General features: G+C 44.3%; 19 protein-coding genes. 5 read left to right on the forward strand and 14 right to left on the reverse strand.

Annotation, left to right across the window (positions count from 1 at the left end; all coding sequences use genetic code 11):
* Positions 1-23: 23 nt before the first annotated feature.
* The gene (gene rfaL, locus ACLJPE_RS16430) at positions 24-1,238 is read left to right on the forward strand and encodes an O-antigen ligase RfaL (RefSeq protein WP_023212615.1); all 1,215 of its coding nucleotides are present in this window, start codon (positions 24-26) and stop codon (positions 1,236-1,238) included.
* A 56-nt stretch (positions 1,239-1,294) separates the two neighbouring features.
* Here the strand turns inward: rfaL and ACLJPE_RS16435 are convergent, their stop codons facing one another.
* The 10 genes from ACLJPE_RS16435 to rfaQ form a co-directional block, all read right to left on the reverse strand.
* Positions 1,295-2,440: a lipopolysaccharide N-acetylglucosaminyltransferase gene (locus ACLJPE_RS16435; RefSeq protein WP_039513499.1), complete on the reverse strand. Its 1,146-nt coding sequence runs from the start codon at positions 2,438-2,440 to the stop codon at positions 1,295-1,297.
* 99 nt (positions 2,441-2,539) lie between these two features.
* Entirely contained in the window at positions 2,540-3,349 is an 810-nt protein-coding gene (gene waaZ, locus ACLJPE_RS16440) for a 3-deoxy-D-manno-oct-2-ulosonate III transferase WaaZ (protein WP_000536017.1), read from the reverse strand.
* A gap of 149 nt (positions 3,350-3,498) precedes the next feature.
* Positions 3,499-4,197 (reverse strand): lipopolysaccharide core heptose(II) kinase RfaY, encoded by a 699-nt coding sequence (gene rfaY, locus ACLJPE_RS16445; protein WP_000582813.1) that lies wholly within the window; start codon positions 4,195-4,197, stop codon positions 3,499-3,501.
* Positions 4,198-4,219: 22 nt separating this feature from the next.
* The gene (gene rfaJ / locus ACLJPE_RS16450) at positions 4,220-5,233 is read right to left on the reverse strand and encodes a lipopolysaccharide 1,2-glucosyltransferase RfaJ (RefSeq protein WP_001608820.1); all 1,014 of its coding nucleotides are present in this window, start codon (positions 5,231-5,233) and stop codon (positions 4,220-4,222) included.
* Between the two features lie 17 nt (positions 5,234-5,250).
* A complete protein-coding gene (gene waaO / locus ACLJPE_RS16455; protein WP_000088482.1) occupies positions 5,251-6,264 on the reverse strand; it encodes a lipopolysaccharide 3-alpha-galactosyltransferase in 1,014 nt (337 codons plus the stop codon).
* Positions 6,265-6,269: 5 nt separating this feature from the next.
* Positions 6,270-7,349 (reverse strand): lipopolysaccharide 1,6-galactosyltransferase, encoded by a 1,080-nt coding sequence (gene waaB, locus ACLJPE_RS16460; protein WP_039513599.1) that lies wholly within the window; start codon positions 7,347-7,349, stop codon positions 6,270-6,272.
* 85 nt (positions 7,350-7,434) lie between these two features.
* Positions 7,435-8,307 carry a glycosyltransferase family 52 gene (locus tag ACLJPE_RS16465; protein ID WP_254893368.1) on the reverse strand — a complete coding sequence of 291 codons (873 nt, stop codon included), beginning with the start codon at positions 8,305-8,307 and terminating at the stop codon, positions 7,435-7,437.
* A gap of 105 nt (positions 8,308-8,412) precedes the next feature.
* On the reverse strand, positions 8,413-9,210 hold the full coding sequence (gene rfaP / locus ACLJPE_RS16470) for a lipopolysaccharide core heptose(I) kinase RfaP (protein ID WP_000229825.1): 798 nt from the start codon (positions 9,208-9,210) through the stop codon (positions 8,413-8,415).
* Entirely contained in the window at positions 9,203-10,327 is a 1,125-nt protein-coding gene (locus tag ACLJPE_RS16475; protein ID WP_001261579.1) for a glycosyltransferase family 4 protein, read from the reverse strand. Before ACLJPE_RS16475 ends, rfaP begins: the two co-directional genes overlap by 8 nt.
* A complete protein-coding gene (rfaQ, locus tag ACLJPE_RS16480; protein WP_072035431.1) occupies positions 10,324-11,394 on the reverse strand; it encodes a lipopolysaccharide core heptosyltransferase RfaQ in 1,071 nt (356 codons plus the stop codon). Before rfaQ ends, ACLJPE_RS16475 begins: the two co-directional genes overlap by 4 nt.
* A gap of 408 nt (positions 11,395-11,802) precedes the next feature.
* On the opposite strand from rfaQ, the gene waaA reads away from it, so the two are divergent.
* Together waaA and coaD are read left to right on the forward strand one after the other, a co-directional pair.
* A complete protein-coding gene (gene waaA, locus ACLJPE_RS16485) occupies positions 11,803-13,080 on the forward strand; it encodes a lipid IV(A) 3-deoxy-D-manno-octulosonic acid transferase (RefSeq protein WP_000891580.1) in 1,278 nt (425 codons plus the stop codon).
* Between the two features lie 8 nt (positions 13,081-13,088).
* Positions 13,089-13,568 carry a pantetheine-phosphate adenylyltransferase gene (coaD, locus tag ACLJPE_RS16490; protein ID WP_001171884.1) on the forward strand — a complete coding sequence of 160 codons (480 nt, stop codon included), beginning with the start codon at positions 13,089-13,091 and terminating at the stop codon, positions 13,566-13,568.
* A gap of 27 nt (positions 13,569-13,595) precedes the next feature.
* Here coaD and mutM read toward each other — a convergent pair whose 3' ends face one another.
* From mutM to radC, 4 genes are all read right to left on the reverse strand, one after another.
* On the reverse strand, positions 13,596-14,405 hold the full coding sequence (gene mutM, locus ACLJPE_RS16495; protein WP_001114508.1) for a bifunctional DNA-formamidopyrimidine glycosylase/DNA-(apurinic or apyrimidinic site) lyase: 810 nt from the start codon (positions 14,403-14,405) through the stop codon (positions 13,596-13,598).
* Positions 14,406-14,502: 97 nt separating this feature from the next.
* A complete protein-coding gene (rpmG, locus tag ACLJPE_RS16500; RefSeq protein ID WP_001051798.1) occupies positions 14,503-14,670 on the reverse strand; it encodes a 50S ribosomal protein L33 in 168 nt (55 codons plus the stop codon).
* A 20-nt stretch (positions 14,671-14,690) separates the two neighbouring features.
* Positions 14,691-14,927 carry a 50S ribosomal protein L28 gene (gene rpmB, locus ACLJPE_RS16505; protein ID WP_001519051.1) on the reverse strand — a complete coding sequence of 79 codons (237 nt, stop codon included), beginning with the start codon at positions 14,925-14,927 and terminating at the stop codon, positions 14,691-14,693.
* 217 nt (positions 14,928-15,144) lie between these two features.
* Positions 15,145-15,810 (reverse strand): RadC family protein, encoded by a 666-nt coding sequence (radC, locus tag ACLJPE_RS16510; protein ID WP_000380129.1) that lies wholly within the window; start codon positions 15,808-15,810, stop codon positions 15,145-15,147.
* Between the two features lie 175 nt (positions 15,811-15,985).
* Here radC and coaBC point away from each other — a divergent pair, with 175 nt between their 5' ends.
* Together coaBC and dut are read left to right on the forward strand one after the other, a co-directional pair.
* Complete coding sequence (gene coaBC / locus ACLJPE_RS16515) at positions 15,986-17,206, forward strand: bifunctional phosphopantothenoylcysteine decarboxylase/phosphopantothenate--cysteine ligase CoaBC (protein WP_000050107.1); 1,221 nt, start codon at positions 15,986-15,988, stop codon at positions 17,204-17,206.
* Positions 17,184-17,642, forward strand: a complete 459-nt coding sequence (dut, locus tag ACLJPE_RS16520) for a dUTP diphosphatase (RefSeq protein WP_000976078.1) — start codon at positions 17,184-17,186, stop codon at positions 17,640-17,642. The genes coaBC and dut overlap by 23 nt, the downstream gene beginning before the upstream one ends.
* The last annotated feature ends 60 nt before the right edge of the window (positions 17,643-17,702 follow it).

Here is a 17,702-nt window from a genome sequence, read left to right on the forward strand (position 1 = left end):
CCCAAACCTATTGTGGAGAAAAGATGCTAACCACATCATTAACGTTAAATAAAGAGAAATGGAAGCCGATCTGGAATAAAGCGCTGGTTTTTCTTTTTGTTGCCACGTATTTTCTGGATGGTATTACGCGTTATAAACATTTGATAATCATACTTATGATTATCACCGCGATTTATCAGGTCTCACGCTCACCGAAAAGTTTCCCCCCTCTTTTCAAAAATAGCCTATTTTATAGCGTAGCAGTATTATCATTAATCCTTGTTTATTCCATACTCATATCGCCAGATATGAAAGGAAGTTTCAAGGAATTTGAAAATACGGTACTGGAGGGTTTCTTATTATATACTTTATTAATTCCCGTACTATTAAAAGATGAAACAAAAGAAACGGTTGCGAAAATAGTACTTTTCTCCTTTTTAACAAGTTTAGGGCTTCGCTGCCTTGCAGAGAGTATTCTGTATATCGAGGACTATAATAAAGGGATTATGCCATTCATAAGCTATGCGCATCGACATATGTCCGATTCCATGGTTTTCTTATTTCCAGCATTATTGAATATTTGGCTGTTTAGAAAAAATGCAATTAAGTTGGTTTTTTTGGTGCTTAGCGCTATCTACCTTTTCTTTATCCTGGGAACCCTATCGCGAGGGGCATGGTTGGCGGTGCTCATAGTAGGTGTTCTGTGGGCAATACTGAACCGCCAATGGAAGTTAATAGGAGTTGGTGCCATTTTATTAGCCATTATCGGCGCTTTGGTTATCACTCAACATAATAACAAACCAGACCCAGAACATTTACTGTATAAATTACAGCAGACAGATAGCTCATATCGTTATACTAATGGAACCCAGGGTACCGCGTGGATACTGATTCAGGAAAACCCGATCAAGGGCTACGGCTATGGTAATGATGTGTATGATAGTGTTTATAATAAACGCGTTGTCGATTATCCAACGTGGACCTTTAAAGAATCCATCGGTCCGCATAATACCATCCTGTACATCTGGTTTAGTGCTGGCATATTGGGTCTGGCGAGCCTGGTCTATTTATACGGCGCTATCATCAGGGAAACAGCCAGCTCTACCTTCAGGAAAGTAGAGATAAGCCCCTACAATGCTCATCTTTTGCTATTTTTATCTTTCATTGGTTTTTATATCGTTCGTGGTAATTTTGAACAGGTCGATATTGCTCAAATTGGTATCATTACTGGTTTTCTGCTGGCGCTAAGAAATAGATAAAAAAACGCGCTGATACTTATTACGGTATCAGCGCGTTTTCCATCATCAGGACTCAATCACTTATCAAACCAGCTTTTCATTTGTTCCTCGAAACGCTGCGCTACATTTTCCCAACTGTATTTTGAAAACACCAGGGATTTTGCTTTTTCGGCAATCTGGTGGCGTTCCTTATCAGCAAGCGCACGGTTAATATCATTAATTATACTGTCGCTCGACATAGGTTCTGCGAGGTGATAGCCCGTTATGCCATCTAACACAAATTCGCTAATCCCCCCTTTTTTGCTGGCAAGAACCGCTTTTCCTGCTGCCATCGCTTCTACAGCCACCATGCAAAATGCCTCTTCAACCTGAGACGGCACAATAACCAAATCGGCTATATGATAGAAGTTATGCATCTGGTCGGGAGATTGCCCCCCAGCCATAATACAATCCGTTCCAATCTCTTTTGCGGCGTCCAGTACTTTCTTTTGATACTCTGCTTTTTCACCCTTGCGGCTTGCATAAGGGTCGCCAACAACGACAAGTTTAATATTACTTCTTAAGGTACGTAATTTTTTGAACGCCTGCAAAAGCAACAGGATGCCTTTATCAGGCGAAATTCTCCCGGCATATAAGAGAACGGTGGCATCTTCCGCAATATTTAATTGCTGACGAAGATTATCTTGTGGGTTTCTTTTATAAGTCTCAGCACAAAAACCATTAGGAACAATACTAACAGCAGCGGCAGGCAATCTTTCTTCATAAAACGCTTTAAGAAACTGACTGGGCACGATAATTTTTGCATCGTTATCAGGAAGTTCTGGTTCAAATGCGTTATGCATGTGCATAACCAGTTTTGCATTCGGATTGCGCTCTCTGATCTGCCGATACAGTTTCATACTATTATGAATAACAATGACGCTATCTTCCTGGGTAGTCACTTTATCTCTAATATTAAGGACGCGCTGGGAATAGGGTAGTGGGTCGAGACGAGTCCATTTCTGAAAAAGACGCTTATAAACTTTACTAAACCCAATGTAATGAATATCACAGTTATCGTTTATTTTATTATATTCAGGATAGCCAGCATTCTTTATACAAGTAATAGCACTCGGTATTGATAGTCGTTTTGCAACCTGGTAAATCCAGGTTTCTACCGCAGCCGCACCACGAGGAGGAATTGAAAATATAGGAGTAACAGTAAATATGATTTTTTTAATCATAATAGCTATAATCCAGAATAGTTAACTTTATAGAAAAAGAAATGTTATAGAAAAAGAAATTCGTGCCAAAGCAACGCAAAATAATGATTTATCTAGTGTCTAGACAATTTTATCGTAATATATTTCATCCTCAAGTTCCGAGGCTGTAATATATGGAATAATATCGTAATGAATTGCAGTATCATCTGATAAATTAAAGATATTTAAATCACTCACATTTTTTCTCATAAAAGTAAAAAATGGCAGTATTTTAAACAGGTCTTTACTAAGCTCAGATGGCATAGGGCTGGTAGATTCGTCATAGAAACGTGGGCAACTCCCTGTTAAGTCAAGCCCAGAACATATAATACGGCCATACTTGAGGGAATAGGCAACCTGAATAGCGGTATAAGCAATAGTATGGCAAGAGCAATAGCCGATGCTGATATCCTTGCAAAATCCAGCCAGTCGTCCTCTTTTCGAAAGAGGAACTGAAATAAGTAATGCTTTATGAACCCGCTTGAGGATATTAAATTTAATTTTCTTTAAAAAGCCCCCTTTTTCTCGGCGATAAAAGGAGCGAATAATTAAACAGTTTTCTTCAATATATTTTTGATCATCTACTGAAGCCTGTTCGTACACATCAAGATTGACGATAGTAAACTGACTGTTACGGCTAAAGTTATAAAAATCTTCGCGCCGGCGATGAAGGAAGCGAACATCCGTCAGAAGGTACAAAAATGGCTTGACGTTATTGTTTAGCAAATATTGAACAGAACCATTGACTGCAATGACATCTTTCATTCGTAACAAGGACAGCGGCGTCTTTCTGGACGTAGGACCAGAAAGAAAAATAATACAATCTTCAGCCGTTCTTTTCGCAATAAGTTGCAGAACATCGGCGTGAGTTATGAAATTAACGCTACCCATAAAAAACTCGTATGTTTATCATGCAACCTATAAATAAATGTTATATTCAATAACTAATATTACATCTCAAATTCTCTCAAGTATGTCATAACGCTGCAGCAAATAAAAGTCAGTCAGCCCCTTAAATTAAACCAAACGTGCTACATTGGTCAGCGCTTTTCCTTACCCTTAATACGACGAAGGAAATTTCGAAGTTTTTTCTTATAAATCAATAAGTAAAATCCGATATCTCTCACATTATTTTTGATACCATAATGTCTTTCTAAATCAATACGATCCTTTGCTTTTCGTTGCCTGGAAGGTCTTTTTCCGGACAAATCGATAATTCTGATCTCATTTCCTTGCAGGATAAAGTTACCTTTATGGGGATCGCCCGAAACCATACCATGCTGATGCAGGGAATATATCGACTGTTTGATTTTCCCTCTCACCTCGTCAGAAATTTCTGGCATATCAACAAGTTCAATACCTTCAATATACTCAATTATCATCACGTATGTTTTTACATAGCGTAATGTTTTAATTTCCGCCAGCAGGTAAAAATCATTAAGCGTCGCAAACCCTTCACGCCGCACACGATCTGTCTGATGAAAAAGCTTTTCGTAGTAATCTCCTTTTACTAACGATTTGAAAAATCGTTCAGTATTTTTTACTTTTGGACTAAATACTTTGAGAATATATTTTCCGTAGTCTGTATTAATCAATACAACTTTTGTATCTTCTATATTACGGAAGACTTTAATAATCTGATGATTATAAGATAGAAAATCTTTGAATATCTCAATGTATTTTTCACCGTCTTTTTTGACAAAGACGGTATAGTTTTTAACCTTTTTTTCAATAATCATAATGGAGATTTAGGGAAGGAAATTATTTGTGGAAAATTTTACGATAAAGATATGCGCTTCCAGCCAGAAGGCCTTTAAAGTAATGACCTTGCACGAGAAGATGTTTATATCGCTTCTTAAATTCAACTATGGTACGCGCATCTTTTGCGGGAAAATCTTTCCAGGGCGAATTCAGTCGTGCATTTTTATAATAGATAACTGAAGGATAATTTGCCCAGGCATGCCATGGTTTTGTAGCGCCCGTATAATGAATTAAAATAGTATTATCATTAATTATATTGCTATATTTTTTATGTGACTTATCTTTCAACTCACTTTTGATAGTATAAATGGTATTATACGGTCGCGGAAGAAAAATGACTTTATCCTGTAGGAGAATATTCAAAACATCCTGATCGGGATATTTAAAAGAGTCAGCCTCTTTACCTGCCAGAAGTAAAAATGCCTTTTCAGTTAAGGCATTCTCTTTCCATAATTTCAGGTTAACAAAAACCACGCCGGAGTTAAAATAACCACCTTGTAAATTAAATGCTCTTAATCTCTCATTTACCTTATTCTGGATGGAATCAACATCTTTTACGACCGCAGCGATCTTCTCTGTCAGATCAAGCTGTAAAAGATCTTGCAAAGATCCTTTGCATACAACATCGGCATCCAAATAAAGTAATGTGTTTACCTTCTTGCTGAGATAATCGAAAGCAAATAAACGAAAATACATTGCTCTCGACCATACTTTAGTTTGAGGCAATACCTCAAGGCTTTCTACTTTAATAAGATAAAGAGAAATTTTTATGTGATGCTGTACGGCTAAACGCTCTATATATTTTACAAAACACGGGGAGTATGAATCACAAATAATATGGAAAGCGAGCGGGATATTATTATTTAATACAACTGAAGCAATTGATACCCCCACACCATCAAGATAGTTTTCATCAACACCATAAGAAATGTTTAATACGTTATCATCATTATTATTATTACTTTCATCAAAAACTTTATATTCAGCTATTTCTATCTCAGGAAATGAATCCATTACATCACCTATGGGTTTTATTCAAGAAGTTTACGTTTAAAGTAGGCTATATAATAATTTATACCCGAAGTATAATGCTTCTGATTAAACATATGCTTTGCCGCATAACGTAACTGATGACTAGTGACTGGATTTAAAAGTGCACAATGAGACCATGGTGAGTTGCTCTTAGCCTGTAAAAAATATTGTGACACAGGATAAGCCCCCCAACTATGCCAGGGCTTCGTTGGTCCGATATAATGAACAAATACAGTCTCAGCATCAACTGGATTAATAACTGAATCTTTTAATTCATAGTTAAGACTAAATTGTGTATTAAATTTTTTATCAACAAAACGTGCTTTATTCACTAACAATATATTTAATACATCCTGATCAAGGTGCGTTATGCGCTGTACTACCTCCGGATCTTTTAGCATTTCAATCGCTTTCTTAGAGATATTTTCTGCGGTCCAAAGAGGTATGTTAATTAAAATAAAACCGGCATTAAAATAGCCAGAAACCAGCCCAGGCGTTGCCAGGCTAACCGAGCGCTTAGTCCACCATTCCAACTCGCCTTCAGCAACGACAGCCGCAATCTCATTTTCAGCGAAGTTAAGATCAATAAGCTCCTGAATACTCCCCTTACATGCAATATCAGCATCCAGATAAAGTACTCTATCTGTTTTATCTGAAAAATAATCGGCGATAATGAATCTAAAGTATGTTGCATAGGTCCAGTTTTTGGTACTGGGTAGCGATTTTAAGCGCTCACAGTCGATTAGGTAAACAACAATCTGCGTAGCGTACTGTTTTGCTAATGCCTCAAATCGCTGCTGGTCTTCAGAGTCAAAGAAATCGGTAAAAACATGGAAAGCTAACGCCTTCTCTGGGTTAGCAAGGAGAACCGATGCAATAGAGACACCACAGCCAAAAAGAAAGTTTTTATCAATCCCATAAGCTATATTAAATTTATCAGCATCACTATGTTGTGCATAGTTATAATCTAAAGTCTGTTGAATGACTTCTTCTTCAAAATATTTTCTGCTCATAGTGATCACTTTTGTAATTTCGAGAATATTGCATTATTAAAATTTTTAAAATATAGCACATCGTAAAATCTCTCAATCGTGCCGGGAATAATATCATGCTGATATTTTACTTCACCAGAAATAACACAATTAAGGTGTCCTACAAAATCATCTATAGCCCCCGGGGTGTAAAGCTCACCATTCAAACCGGGTTTAATCATATCGCGCGGACCAGACATACAATCAGAACTAATACACGGAATTCCATATGACATTGCTTCCAGCAGGGTCATAGGAAATCCCTCAAACGCAGAGGTAAGTAGTAACGCGGTGACATTTTTTATTTTTTGCTGTACGACTTGCCACGGCGCGCTTTGCCAACCATACCAGATCACACGCTGCTCAATACCAAGCTCCCGACTATAGGCCTGGCACTTTTCAAAATCTGAGCCATCACCAATAATATGTAGCTGCCATTCCCCTGTCGTACGAGCTAAGCCATCAAATAAATCTTTAACTCTTTTCTGTCCTTCAAATTTAAGACGCCCTACATAGAGAAATACAGCGGGTTTATCGCGCTCAGGCGACGGCACAATGATTGTTTTAATAGAGACAGGATTATAAACGACGCTAATATTTTGCGCTGAGATACCCCGTGCCATCATCTGTTCTTTAATACCACTACTGATGGCCAGATGATAATCTGCGTACGTTATACATTCTGCATGTTTTTTATGGTCGAGCGAAAAATGCGGCCACGAGAAAATAGTAAACTGTTTACCACTTTTCTTTCGTGCTTTATTGGCATAAAGACATGAGATGACATCAATACATATCACAATATCCGGTGACGTTTCTTTCAGCCACGGACTAAAATTATAAACATGCTTAGCTCGACGAAGAAAACTTAATTTTATATTTGAGAATGATTGCGCATATTTAATCGCTTTTAGCCATGCTTTATCCATTTTGTCATTACGACAAAAGAAAAACATTTCACAGTTGATTTTCGGAGAGCTATTTTCAAACGTATGGATAACGTTGCTAATAACGGTTTCCATCCCTCCAAAACCAGATACCGCTTCGCCTATAAATGCTATTTTCAATGAAGTCACCATTTGCTGACACTCATGTTATTCGGCTTCCTTCACTTTTAAAATTCTGTAAGAACAAACCCAATCAACACTATATTTATACTGAGACCTGATTAAAATCGAACCCCAGTCCATGATTAAAGCTATCTTTTAGAAAAGGGCTGGTTATTTTATAGTTTTTGATAGTTGAGATATTATTTAGGTTATACTGAACTGTGCTATTAAATCCATATATCTCTAATGATATCCCTTGCTCCAGATATTCTAAAATAATGTCCTCGGCTATCATTTCAGAGCTAACATTCAATACACCATTAAACTGATGAGAGTCATATCGAGGGTGAGGAATATATATATCAACCGCTTCTTTTTTAATAAGCCGCTGAAGATGCTGAAGAAAAACACACTCATCTTCTTTATTTTTTAACGCATCAGTATATACTGTTCCCAATAATACTTTTTTAAAGCCATTATTCGTATCAGGAAGACCGTTATGGTGTACCAATATAATTCCTTCGGTCTTTTCAATTATGTTGGTTCTATTAGGAAATAGAGTATAATGTTTTGCGTCTAACTTTAATATTTCATCTTTATGATATTTACGCCCCATCAGCTTTCGTATTAACTTCGATGTGGCGCTTATATTCTTATTTTCATACATTATACTTTTCTGATTGATATTATTTGTACCATCATCAAAGGTTTTTATTTCAGAAAAAGTGATACAGGATAAAATATGGTGTATAAGCGGGACATGAAAATTCGCGAAGAAAACAGTATGATATTCTCTGGCATACTTTTCCATGATTTTTTTAGCATACCGTGTTCTTTGAATCGTTTTAAATGTCGAAAATTTTGCTACCTGCGGGACGATGTCTGAGTGCCGACATAACGGCTGAATTTTTTTTAAATAGTACTGATTTTTTACGTTATCTACATCGCCAATAAATAAAACATCAACTTTTTTCAACTGCTCTTTTTCTATAATTGACCGTGCAATCAATAATTGCAAATTAGTCATGCATATGAATAGAAACATATAGCCTCTAAGCTATTTAAATATATAAATTTTATATTAAAGATTTTTTCTTATTGTTCTTTCTTTAATTCGAGCGGCTTTAACATCCGCCTGATGAATCAACCCCGATTCTTTTTGCAAAATCTCTCGCAGGGGGAGAGAGAAATACTCACGCATAAACCGGAATATATCTCGCTGAGTCAGGCCAATATTCATTGAAGAAAAATAAAGCCCAATTAAATCCTTGTCACGCCAGCGAAGGGGAACGTGCTGACGTATCTGCGCGCGATGCAGGTCGATTACGGAGATTTTTAAATCCTCTTCACGACCTGTGAAAGGTAAATGCAGAAGAAAGTGGCAAATATAACAGTCACGATGGTTAATTCCCCCGGCGTGCATTTTACGTACCATAGTCGCAACACGCTTAATAATCATCCACTTCACCTGCGCGTCCGGTGGATTAACAGCCCAGTCAGCACAGTAGTCTTCAAGGCTAATCGTGGGCGTTAAATCTTCGGTGATAATAAATGATGTTCTGGTTAGCGGATTTACGCCTTTTTCACCAAAACCAACGCCGTGCATCGTATCAACGCCCAGCTCATGTAGACGATGAATGGCGTGCCATTCTCTGTCAGCGCCCAGAACAGGCATACGTAACGAAATCAGGTTCTTCACAATTTCTTTCAGCGAAGTGCCTTTATGCCACTTCAGGAAGTAGCTTTTGCCGTCCAGCTCAAACCGCAATGTTCGACGCGTCTCCAGCTCTCTGAACACTTCGCCCTGTAACGTTTTCACTTCCTCAAAAGCATCTTTACCGCGCCATAGTGTGGTTAACGGCGCTTTCAGCTCAACCATCTAAATCACCTGTAATAATATCTGCGGCCTTCTCCGGTAAGCTGTATAAATCCTGGGTATCAGCATAATACCGCGCATTTTCAGCCCAGGCGCTGCGTAAGGAAGGCTGTGTCAGCGCTTTGAGTAAAACCTCATTTAGCGCATCCTGGCGGAATGGTTCAGTCATCGCTTCGCCACAGTTTGCATCCACAATATAATGTGCATAACCGCACACCGCGGTTGTCAGCACCGGCAAACCAGCAGTAATGGCTTCCAGCAAAACAATACCAGCAGCTTCCTGATAGGCTGGATGCAGTAAAAGGTCGGCTGCCGCCATTAACTCCGCGATATCATTACGTCCGGAGAAAAAATGCACATTCGTGCCAACGCCGCTTCTTTCAGCCAGCGCTGCAAACTTCTTCGGCTTATCCTGCCCGACAACATAGAGCACCGTATTTTGCCGTAAAGATTCGGGTAACGATGCCAGCGCTTCAATAGAGCGATCCACACCTTTACGGGTAAAGTCAGACCCTACTTGCAACAGTAATTTTTGCTGTTCTGAGATACCATTTTTCTGACGATAAATTTGACGACTGTTTGGGATCTGTTGGCTATATTTTCTGTCCGGGTAAATCCCCGGAGGAAGAATATGGAAACGCTCCGCTTCAGTCTGATAATGTTTTTGGAAGTCAGCAATCTGCTTATTCGTCAGCATTAATAGTTGCGTCGGCTTGCCGTGTTCAAACGTGGCGCGTTCAAAAGCAGCATAATGCCGATAGCGTGATGTCAGGCGATAGAAAAATCCTTTTTCCTGTGCGACTTTTTCGGCGTAACACACGTCTGCGGCGTAATACACATCAAGGCCCGGCATCTTATTGAATCCAACCACCCGATCGACAGGGTGGTCGCGCAAATGGTGTTGCACCCAGGCATAATATTCTGCGTTACGACCGTGGTTCGTCCGGGATTTAACCGGCACGCGGATTAATTCAAAGTTATCCGGGCATTCCCCTTCCCATGACTGAGTATAAACACGAACCTGATGCCCTCGCGCCGCCACGGTTTGGGCAATGCGCATAAAATCACGCTGCAGACCGCCAAAAGGAAAATATTTATATAAGCAAAAGGCAACTCTCATAGCAGGCTGTCCAAATCTATGGTGCGTGCCTCATGCGGCAGCATTTTTTCCGTCGCGGCGATAACATCTTCAGCCGGAATCACGGAAAGGTATTTTTTATTACGATCAAGCTCATGCCGTTCAGGCATCGGCTGATAATTTCCTGCCCAAAACTGAATGATGTCGTCGGTCCAGGGACGCCAGAACACATGATCCGTCGCGCCGAAAAGGCAAATAACCGGCGTTTTGACTGCTGCGGCAATATGACCAGGGGCCGAATCAACACCGATAAAGAGATCCGCATGGTCAATCAACGCGCCCAATTCAGGAAAGCGAGTTTTACCCGCCAGACCAGTAACCGGTTTTGTCTCACAGCCGCGTGCAATAGCATCCACGCAGGCCATCTCGTCTGCGGCCGGGCCTGACGTCAGTACAACCTGATAACCGCGGCGCTGCACGGCATCAATAACCTGCGAGAATTTATCATTATCCCAGCACTTAAATAGCTGCCGTGCCGTAGGTTGAATAACAACATATTGTCGGGTTACGCCAAGTTGTTTGAGCTGTTGTCGCATGTTTTCCCAATGTTCCGGGCGATAGCTCATGGTGGTTTCCGTGACATACTGTTTTAACGCTAACGGCTTTAGCGCGGATAATGTGCGCTCAACAGCATGTTCTCCCGCATAAGGTACTAAATGCGTAAAGCTCTTTTTCCATAAAGCAGACTGACGATTACCGAAATCCTGCGAGATTTTTGTTTTTGCGTTTAAAAAACGCACAATGAGCGCCACGCTCCACTGATCGGTGAGATTGACGACCAGATCATACGAGTTAGCACGCAATTTTTTGATTAGCGATAGCGCGTTTTTAATCTTCTCTTTTGTTCCTGCGCCTTTGTTACTGATGCCGTAGAGTGCATTAATCTCCGGATTTTCCGACAATATCGGTATGGTGTTCTGGTAAAGAAGCACATCGATTTTTGCATCGGGATAATTCTGCTTCAGCGTACTGATGACAGGGGTGGTAAGTAACATGTCTCCATAAAAACGCATTTTTATAATCAGAATTCTTCGAAATGGCTTTTCCACAAGCGACTCTTTGGTTGAAATTGTCCGGATAAATAAGCAGAAAAAAGCACGCTACCGCCCCAGGCTTCACAGCAACCCGATAGCTAATACCGCACTCATTTTAGATGCGCTAGTGTAACACTTCTTTCGCAGCAATCCGATACGAATAATTTTTATACACAATCATTTTTTTAATTATAAATTCAAAGAGATAATAATTTATCCCTCTCTTGTGAATGGTCATTCCCATTGTCTGGGGCGACAAGGGCGGCAAATTTCAATGGATTGCGTAAAAATGCAAAAATAATGGGGTTCAGCGCCTGGAATCCTCGCTTCTGAGCCAATTTGGCGCAAAAATGGGAAAAGTAATGGTAAAGCCCAGGCTAAATACATAGAATCCCCAGCACATCCATAAGTCAGCTATTTACTATGCTCGAATTGCTTTACACCGCTCTTCTCTACCTTATTCAGCCTCTGATCTGGATACGGCTTTGGGTGCGTGGACGTAAAGCGCCGGCCTATCGTAAACGTTGGGGTGAACGCTACGGATTCTACCGCCGTCCGTTGAAACCGGGCGGAATCATGCTGCATTCCGTCTCGGTGGGCGAAACTCTGGCGGCCATCCCATTGGTCCGCGCTCTACGTCATCGCTATCCCGATCTGCCTATTACCGTAACGACCATGACGCCGACCGGCTCGGAGCGCGTCCAGTCCGCCTTTGGCAACGATGTTCAGCACGTTTACTTGCCTTATGATTTGCCCGATGCGCTCAATCGTTTCCTCAATGAGATTGATCCTAAGCTGGTATTGATCATGGAGACTGAGCTCTGGCCAAATCTGATTGCTGCGCTGCACAAACGTCATATTCCGCTGGTTATCGCTAATGCGCGGCTTTCCGCCCGCTCCGCCGCGGGTTATGCGAAGCTTGGCAAGTTTGTCCGTACGCTCCTGCGCCGTATCACCCTGATTGCCGCGCAAAACGAAGAAGATGGCGAACGCTTTGTGGCATTGGGCGCGAAGAACAATCAGGTCACGGTCACCGGCAGTCTGAAATTTGATATTTCAGTTACGCCGCAGCTGGCGGCTAAAGCCGTTACGCTACGCCGCCAGTGGGCGCCGCACCGTCCGGTCTGGATTGCCACCAGCACCCACGATGGCGAAGAGAGTATCGTTATCGCCGCTCACCAGGCGTTATTACATCAATTCCCGAATTTATTACTGATTCTGGTGCCCCGCCATCCAGAGCGTTTCCCGGATGCTATCAATCTTGTGCGTCAGGCAGGGTTAAGCTACATCACTCGCTCTTCGGGCGAAGTGCCGTCCGCCAGCACCCAGGTCGTGGTAGGCGATACTATGGGCGAATTAATGTTGCTCTATGGCATTGCCGATCTCGCCTTTGTTGGTGGTTCGCTGGTTGAACGCGGCGGTCATAACCCGCTGGAGGCCGCCGCTCATGCGATTCCGGTACTGATGGGTCCGCATACCTTTAACTTTAAAGATATTTGCGCCCGTCTGGATCAGGCGAGCGGACTTATCACGATTACCGATGCGGCTACGCTGGCAAAAGAAGTTTCCTCTTTACTGACCGACGCTGATTATCGTAATTTCTACGGACGTCACGCAGTTGAAGTGCTGTATCAAAATCAGGGCGCGCTCCAGCGTCTGCTGCAACTGCTGGAACCTTATCTGCCACCGAAAACGCATTGAGGACTGTCATGCAAAAACGGGCGATTTATCCAGGCACGTTTGATCCGATTACTAACGGTCATCTCGATATTGTGACGCGCGCAACGCAGATGTTCGACCATGTCATTCTGGCCATCGCCGCCAGCCCCGGCAAGAAACCCATGTTCACCCTGGACGAACGTGTGGCGCTGGCGCAAAAAGCGACCGCACACTTGGGTAACGTAGAGGTGGTGGGCTTTAGCGACCTGATGGCCAATTTCGCCCGCGACAGACAGGCGAATATCCTGATTCGTGGTCTGCGCGCGGTGGCGGATTTTGAATATGAAATGCAGTTGGCGCATATGAATCGCCATCTGATGCCGCAACTGGAAAGCGTTTTCCTGATGCCGTCCAAAGAGTGGTCGTTTATTTCATCGTCGCTGGTCAAAGAAGTGGCGCGCCATCAGGGCGATGTGACCCACTTTCTGCCGGACAATGTGCATCAGGCGCTAATGGATAAGTTGAAATAAGTTTCCTTCCTTGCCGGGCCTGGCATTTTACTTCTGACAGTGACGGCAATAGAACGTCGCACGCTGTGCGTGTTTCGTTGCGACTATCGGCGTACCGCATACCCGACACGGCTCGCCTTTGCGCCCGTACACCTGCAACTCCTGCGCAAAATAGCCCGGTTTCCCATCGCTTTGCAGAAAATCCTTCAGCGTTGTCCCGCCTTGTTCAATAGAGCGCAGCAAAACGGCTTTAATCACCCGTGCCAGCAGATCGCACTCCTCTGTCGAGAGTGACGACGCCAGGCGATCAGGGTGAATACCAGCGGCAAACAGCGACTCGCTGGCGTAGATATTCCCCACGCCGACCACCAGCTTGTTATCCATCAGCCAGGGTTTAATCGCCGTCTTCTTCTTCGCGCATTTCTGCTGCAAATATTCGCCATTAAACTCATCGCTTAGCGGCTCCGGTCCCAGATGCGCCAGTACGTTATGCCCTTCCAGCTCTTTGGTCCATAACCAGGCGCCAAAGCGGCGAGGATCGGTATAACGTAGAATTTTGCCGTTGCTCATCACCAAATCGACATGGTCGTGCTTTTCCGCCGGCAGCGCTTCCGGCAGTATCCGCAAGCTTCCCGACATCCCCAGGTGAATAATTATCCAGCCGTCAGGCAGCTCCAGCAGTAGATATTTAGCACGACGCTGAACGCTAAGGACGGGTGTATCGCTCAGACGATAAATTTCATCTGAAACCGGCCAGCGCAGACGGCCGTTACGGATATGGGCGTGCAGGATAGTAGCACCAACTAAATGGGGTTCAATACCCCGGCGGCTGGTTTCAACTTCGGGTAATTCAGGCATAACGTCTCCGGCTGTGTGGCAGGTCTCATTAATATGGGGACGGCCAGAAAACAAAAAACCCCGCCGAAGCGAGGTTTTTGTTACATCAAAGCGAGAATTATTTGATTTTCGCTTCTTTGTAGATCACGTGCTGACGGACAACTGGATCGAATTTTTTCAGTTCCAGTTTTTCCGGTTTAGTACGTTTGTTCTTCGTCGTGGTATAGAAGTGACCAGTACCAGCAGAAGAAACCAGCTTGATTTTCTCACGAATACCTTTAGCCATGACTTATTTCCTCTTAGTACTTAGTACTTTTCGCCACGGGCACGCAGTTCAGACAGAACTGTTTCGATGCCTTTTTTATCGATGATACGCATACCTTTAGCAGATACACGCAGGGTGACAAAACGCTTCTCGCTCTCAACCCAGAAACGGTGAGAGTGCAGGTTAGGCAGGAAACGGCGTTTAGTCGCGTTCAGTGCGTGGGAACGGTTGTTACCGGTCACCGGACGCTTGCCAGTAACTTGGCAGACTCGGGACATGTCTATTCTCCAAAAATCAAATTAGCTCGAGCTTCGTATGGGGTATCGGCGCCTCGTCAGGCTTTACAGCCTGGTCATCGCGCAGTTCTATTGAACTCTCGATTGCCAGGCCCAAATGCCAAACCCGAGATTCTCAAAGGTGGCGTAGTATACGCTGACCCGGCGATATGCTCAAGTCCCGAACAGACAAAGATCCCGATGGATCGCGCAAAGAATCTTAAATCCAGCCGCGTTCGGCAAAAGAAACGTACTCTCCGCGCCCAATTATCAGGTGATCGAGCACCCGGATATCCATAAACTGGCAACACTTTATCACGCGCTCAGTGATAAGTTTATCTGCTTTACTTGGCTCTGCGCAGCCTGAAGGGTGGTTATGCGCCAGAATGACCGCTGAAGCATTGAGTTTAATCGCTTCCCGAACAATCTCACGCGGATGCACCTCTACGTGGTTAAGCGTGCCGGAAAACAGGCGGCTGTGCTGAAGCACCCGGTGCTGGGCATCAAGGAAGATCACCAGAAAGATCTCACGCTCTTCACCCGTCAGTTGGCTTTGCAGAAATTCCCGCGTCATTTCCGGACTCAGCAACGCACTTTCCTCATTCATGCGCACGCTGTAATAGCGCCTTGCCAGCTCAGCAATGCCTTTCAACTGCGCGAATTTCGCCAGGCCGATGCCGTTTACGCCGCGAAACTGCGCAAAGTCCGCCGACAACAGGCCATACAGCGACCCAAAGTGCTGCAATATCTCTTTTGCCAACGTCATAACATCTTTTCCCGGCGTGCCGGTACGTAAAAAAAGCGCCAGCAGCTCCACGTCGCTGAGGGAAGCAATGCCGGATCTGAGCATTTTTTCACGCGGTAATAATTCGTCCAACGTATCCATACGCGCACCTCCTTTTTTAAGGAAGCGGCATAGTGGCACAGCCTTTGGGAGAGATCGACGCCCTGATTTTGTTCTTGCGTAGCGCCTCGCAAAGTGGAGCGCAGGCAACGACACGACGCCGTAGAGATTGTGATAAAATAGCCGCCTTTCAAAGTCACCCAACAGGAAAGACATGATGAGCCTGGCCGGTAAAAAAATTGTTCTCGGCATTAGCGGCGGTATCGCTGCGTATAAAACGCCGGAGCTGGTGCGCCGTTTACGTGAGCGCGGCGCTGACGTGCGCGTAGCAATGACCGAGGCGGCAAAAGCCTTTATTACCCCCCTGAGCTTACAGGCAGTGTCGGGCTATCCCGTATCCGACAGTCTGCTTGACCCTGCCGCTGAAGCCGCGATGGGGCATATCGAGTTGGGGAAATGGGCCGACCTGGTGATTCTTGCCCCCGCGACCGCCGACCTGATCGCCCGTGTAGCATCGGGTATGGCTAATGATTTAGTCTCCACCATCTGCCTGGCGACGCCAGCCCCGGTGGCCGTTCTTCCGGCCATGAACCAACAGATGTACCGCGCTGCCGCCACGCAACATAATCTGGAGGTGCTCGCCTCTCGCGGCCTGTTCATTTGGGGGCCGGATAGCGGCAGTCAGGCGTGCGGCGATGTAGGCCCAGGCCGAATGCTGGACCCATTAGTTATCGTTGATAAGGCCGCCGCGCATTTCGCTGCCGTCAACGATCTGCGACATCTTAATATCATGATTACGGCAGGCCCGACGCGCGAACCGCTCGACCCGGTGCGTTATATTTCCAACCACAGCTCAGGTAAAATGGGCTTCGCTATTGCGGCGGCCGCCGCGCGTCGCGGCGCAAATGTCACGCTGGTCTCCGGTCCCGTTTCGTTACCAACACCGCCTTTTGTAAAACGGGTTGATGTCATAACCGCGCTGGACATGGAAGCCGCTGTTCAGGCCGCCGTTCAACAGCAGCATATTTTCATTAGCTGCGCCGCCGTGGCTGACTATCGCGCAGAGACTATCGCCAGTGAAAAAATCAAAAAACAGGCGGCGCAAGGTGATGAATTACTAATAAAAATGGTCAAAAACCCGGACATTGTCGCCGGGGTGGCCGCGCTCAGTGACAATCGACCCTATGTTGTTGGGTTTGCCGCGGAAACGAATAATGTGGAAGAATACGCCCGGCAAAAACGTATCCGTAAGAACCTTGACCTGATTTGTGCAAATGATGTTTCTCTTTCAAATCAGGGATTTAATAGCGATAAAAACGCTTTACACCTTTTCTGGCAGGATGGAGATAAAGTCTTACCGCTTGAGCGAAAAGAACTCCTGGGCCAATTATTACTCGACGAGATCGTGACCCGTTATGATGAAAAAAATCGACGTTAAGATTCTGGACCCGCGTGTTGGTCAGCAGTTTCCGCTGCCGACTTATGCTACTTCTGGTTCTGCCGGGCTTGACCTGCGCGCCTGTCTCGACGACGCCGTAGAACTGGCGCCTGGCGCAACGACGTTGGTGCCTACCGGATTGGCCATTCATATCGCCGATCCATCACTGGCGGCAGTCATGTTGCCGCGTTCGGGCCTGGGCCATAAACATGGTATCGTGCTGGGCAACCTGGTCGGGCTGATTGATTCCGATTATCAGGGGCAACTGATGGTTTCGATCTGGAACCGTGGTCAAGACAGTTTTACCATTGAACCGGGCGAACGTATCGCGCAAATGGTGTTTGTTCCGGTCGTTCAGGCCGAATTTAATCTGGTGGAAGCATTTGACGCCACCGAACGTGGCGAGGGCGGCTTCGGTCATTCTGGCCGTAAGTAAATTTTACGCATCCCCATAACGTCATAATACTGCCGCAAGCGCTGAGTTTGCGGTTATAGC

Origin of the sequence: Salmonella sp. SAL04196 (assembly GCF_046550835.1) — a bacterium.
GTDB classification, from domain to species: domain Bacteria; phylum Pseudomonadota; class Gammaproteobacteria; order Enterobacterales; family Enterobacteriaceae; genus Salmonella; species Salmonella enterica.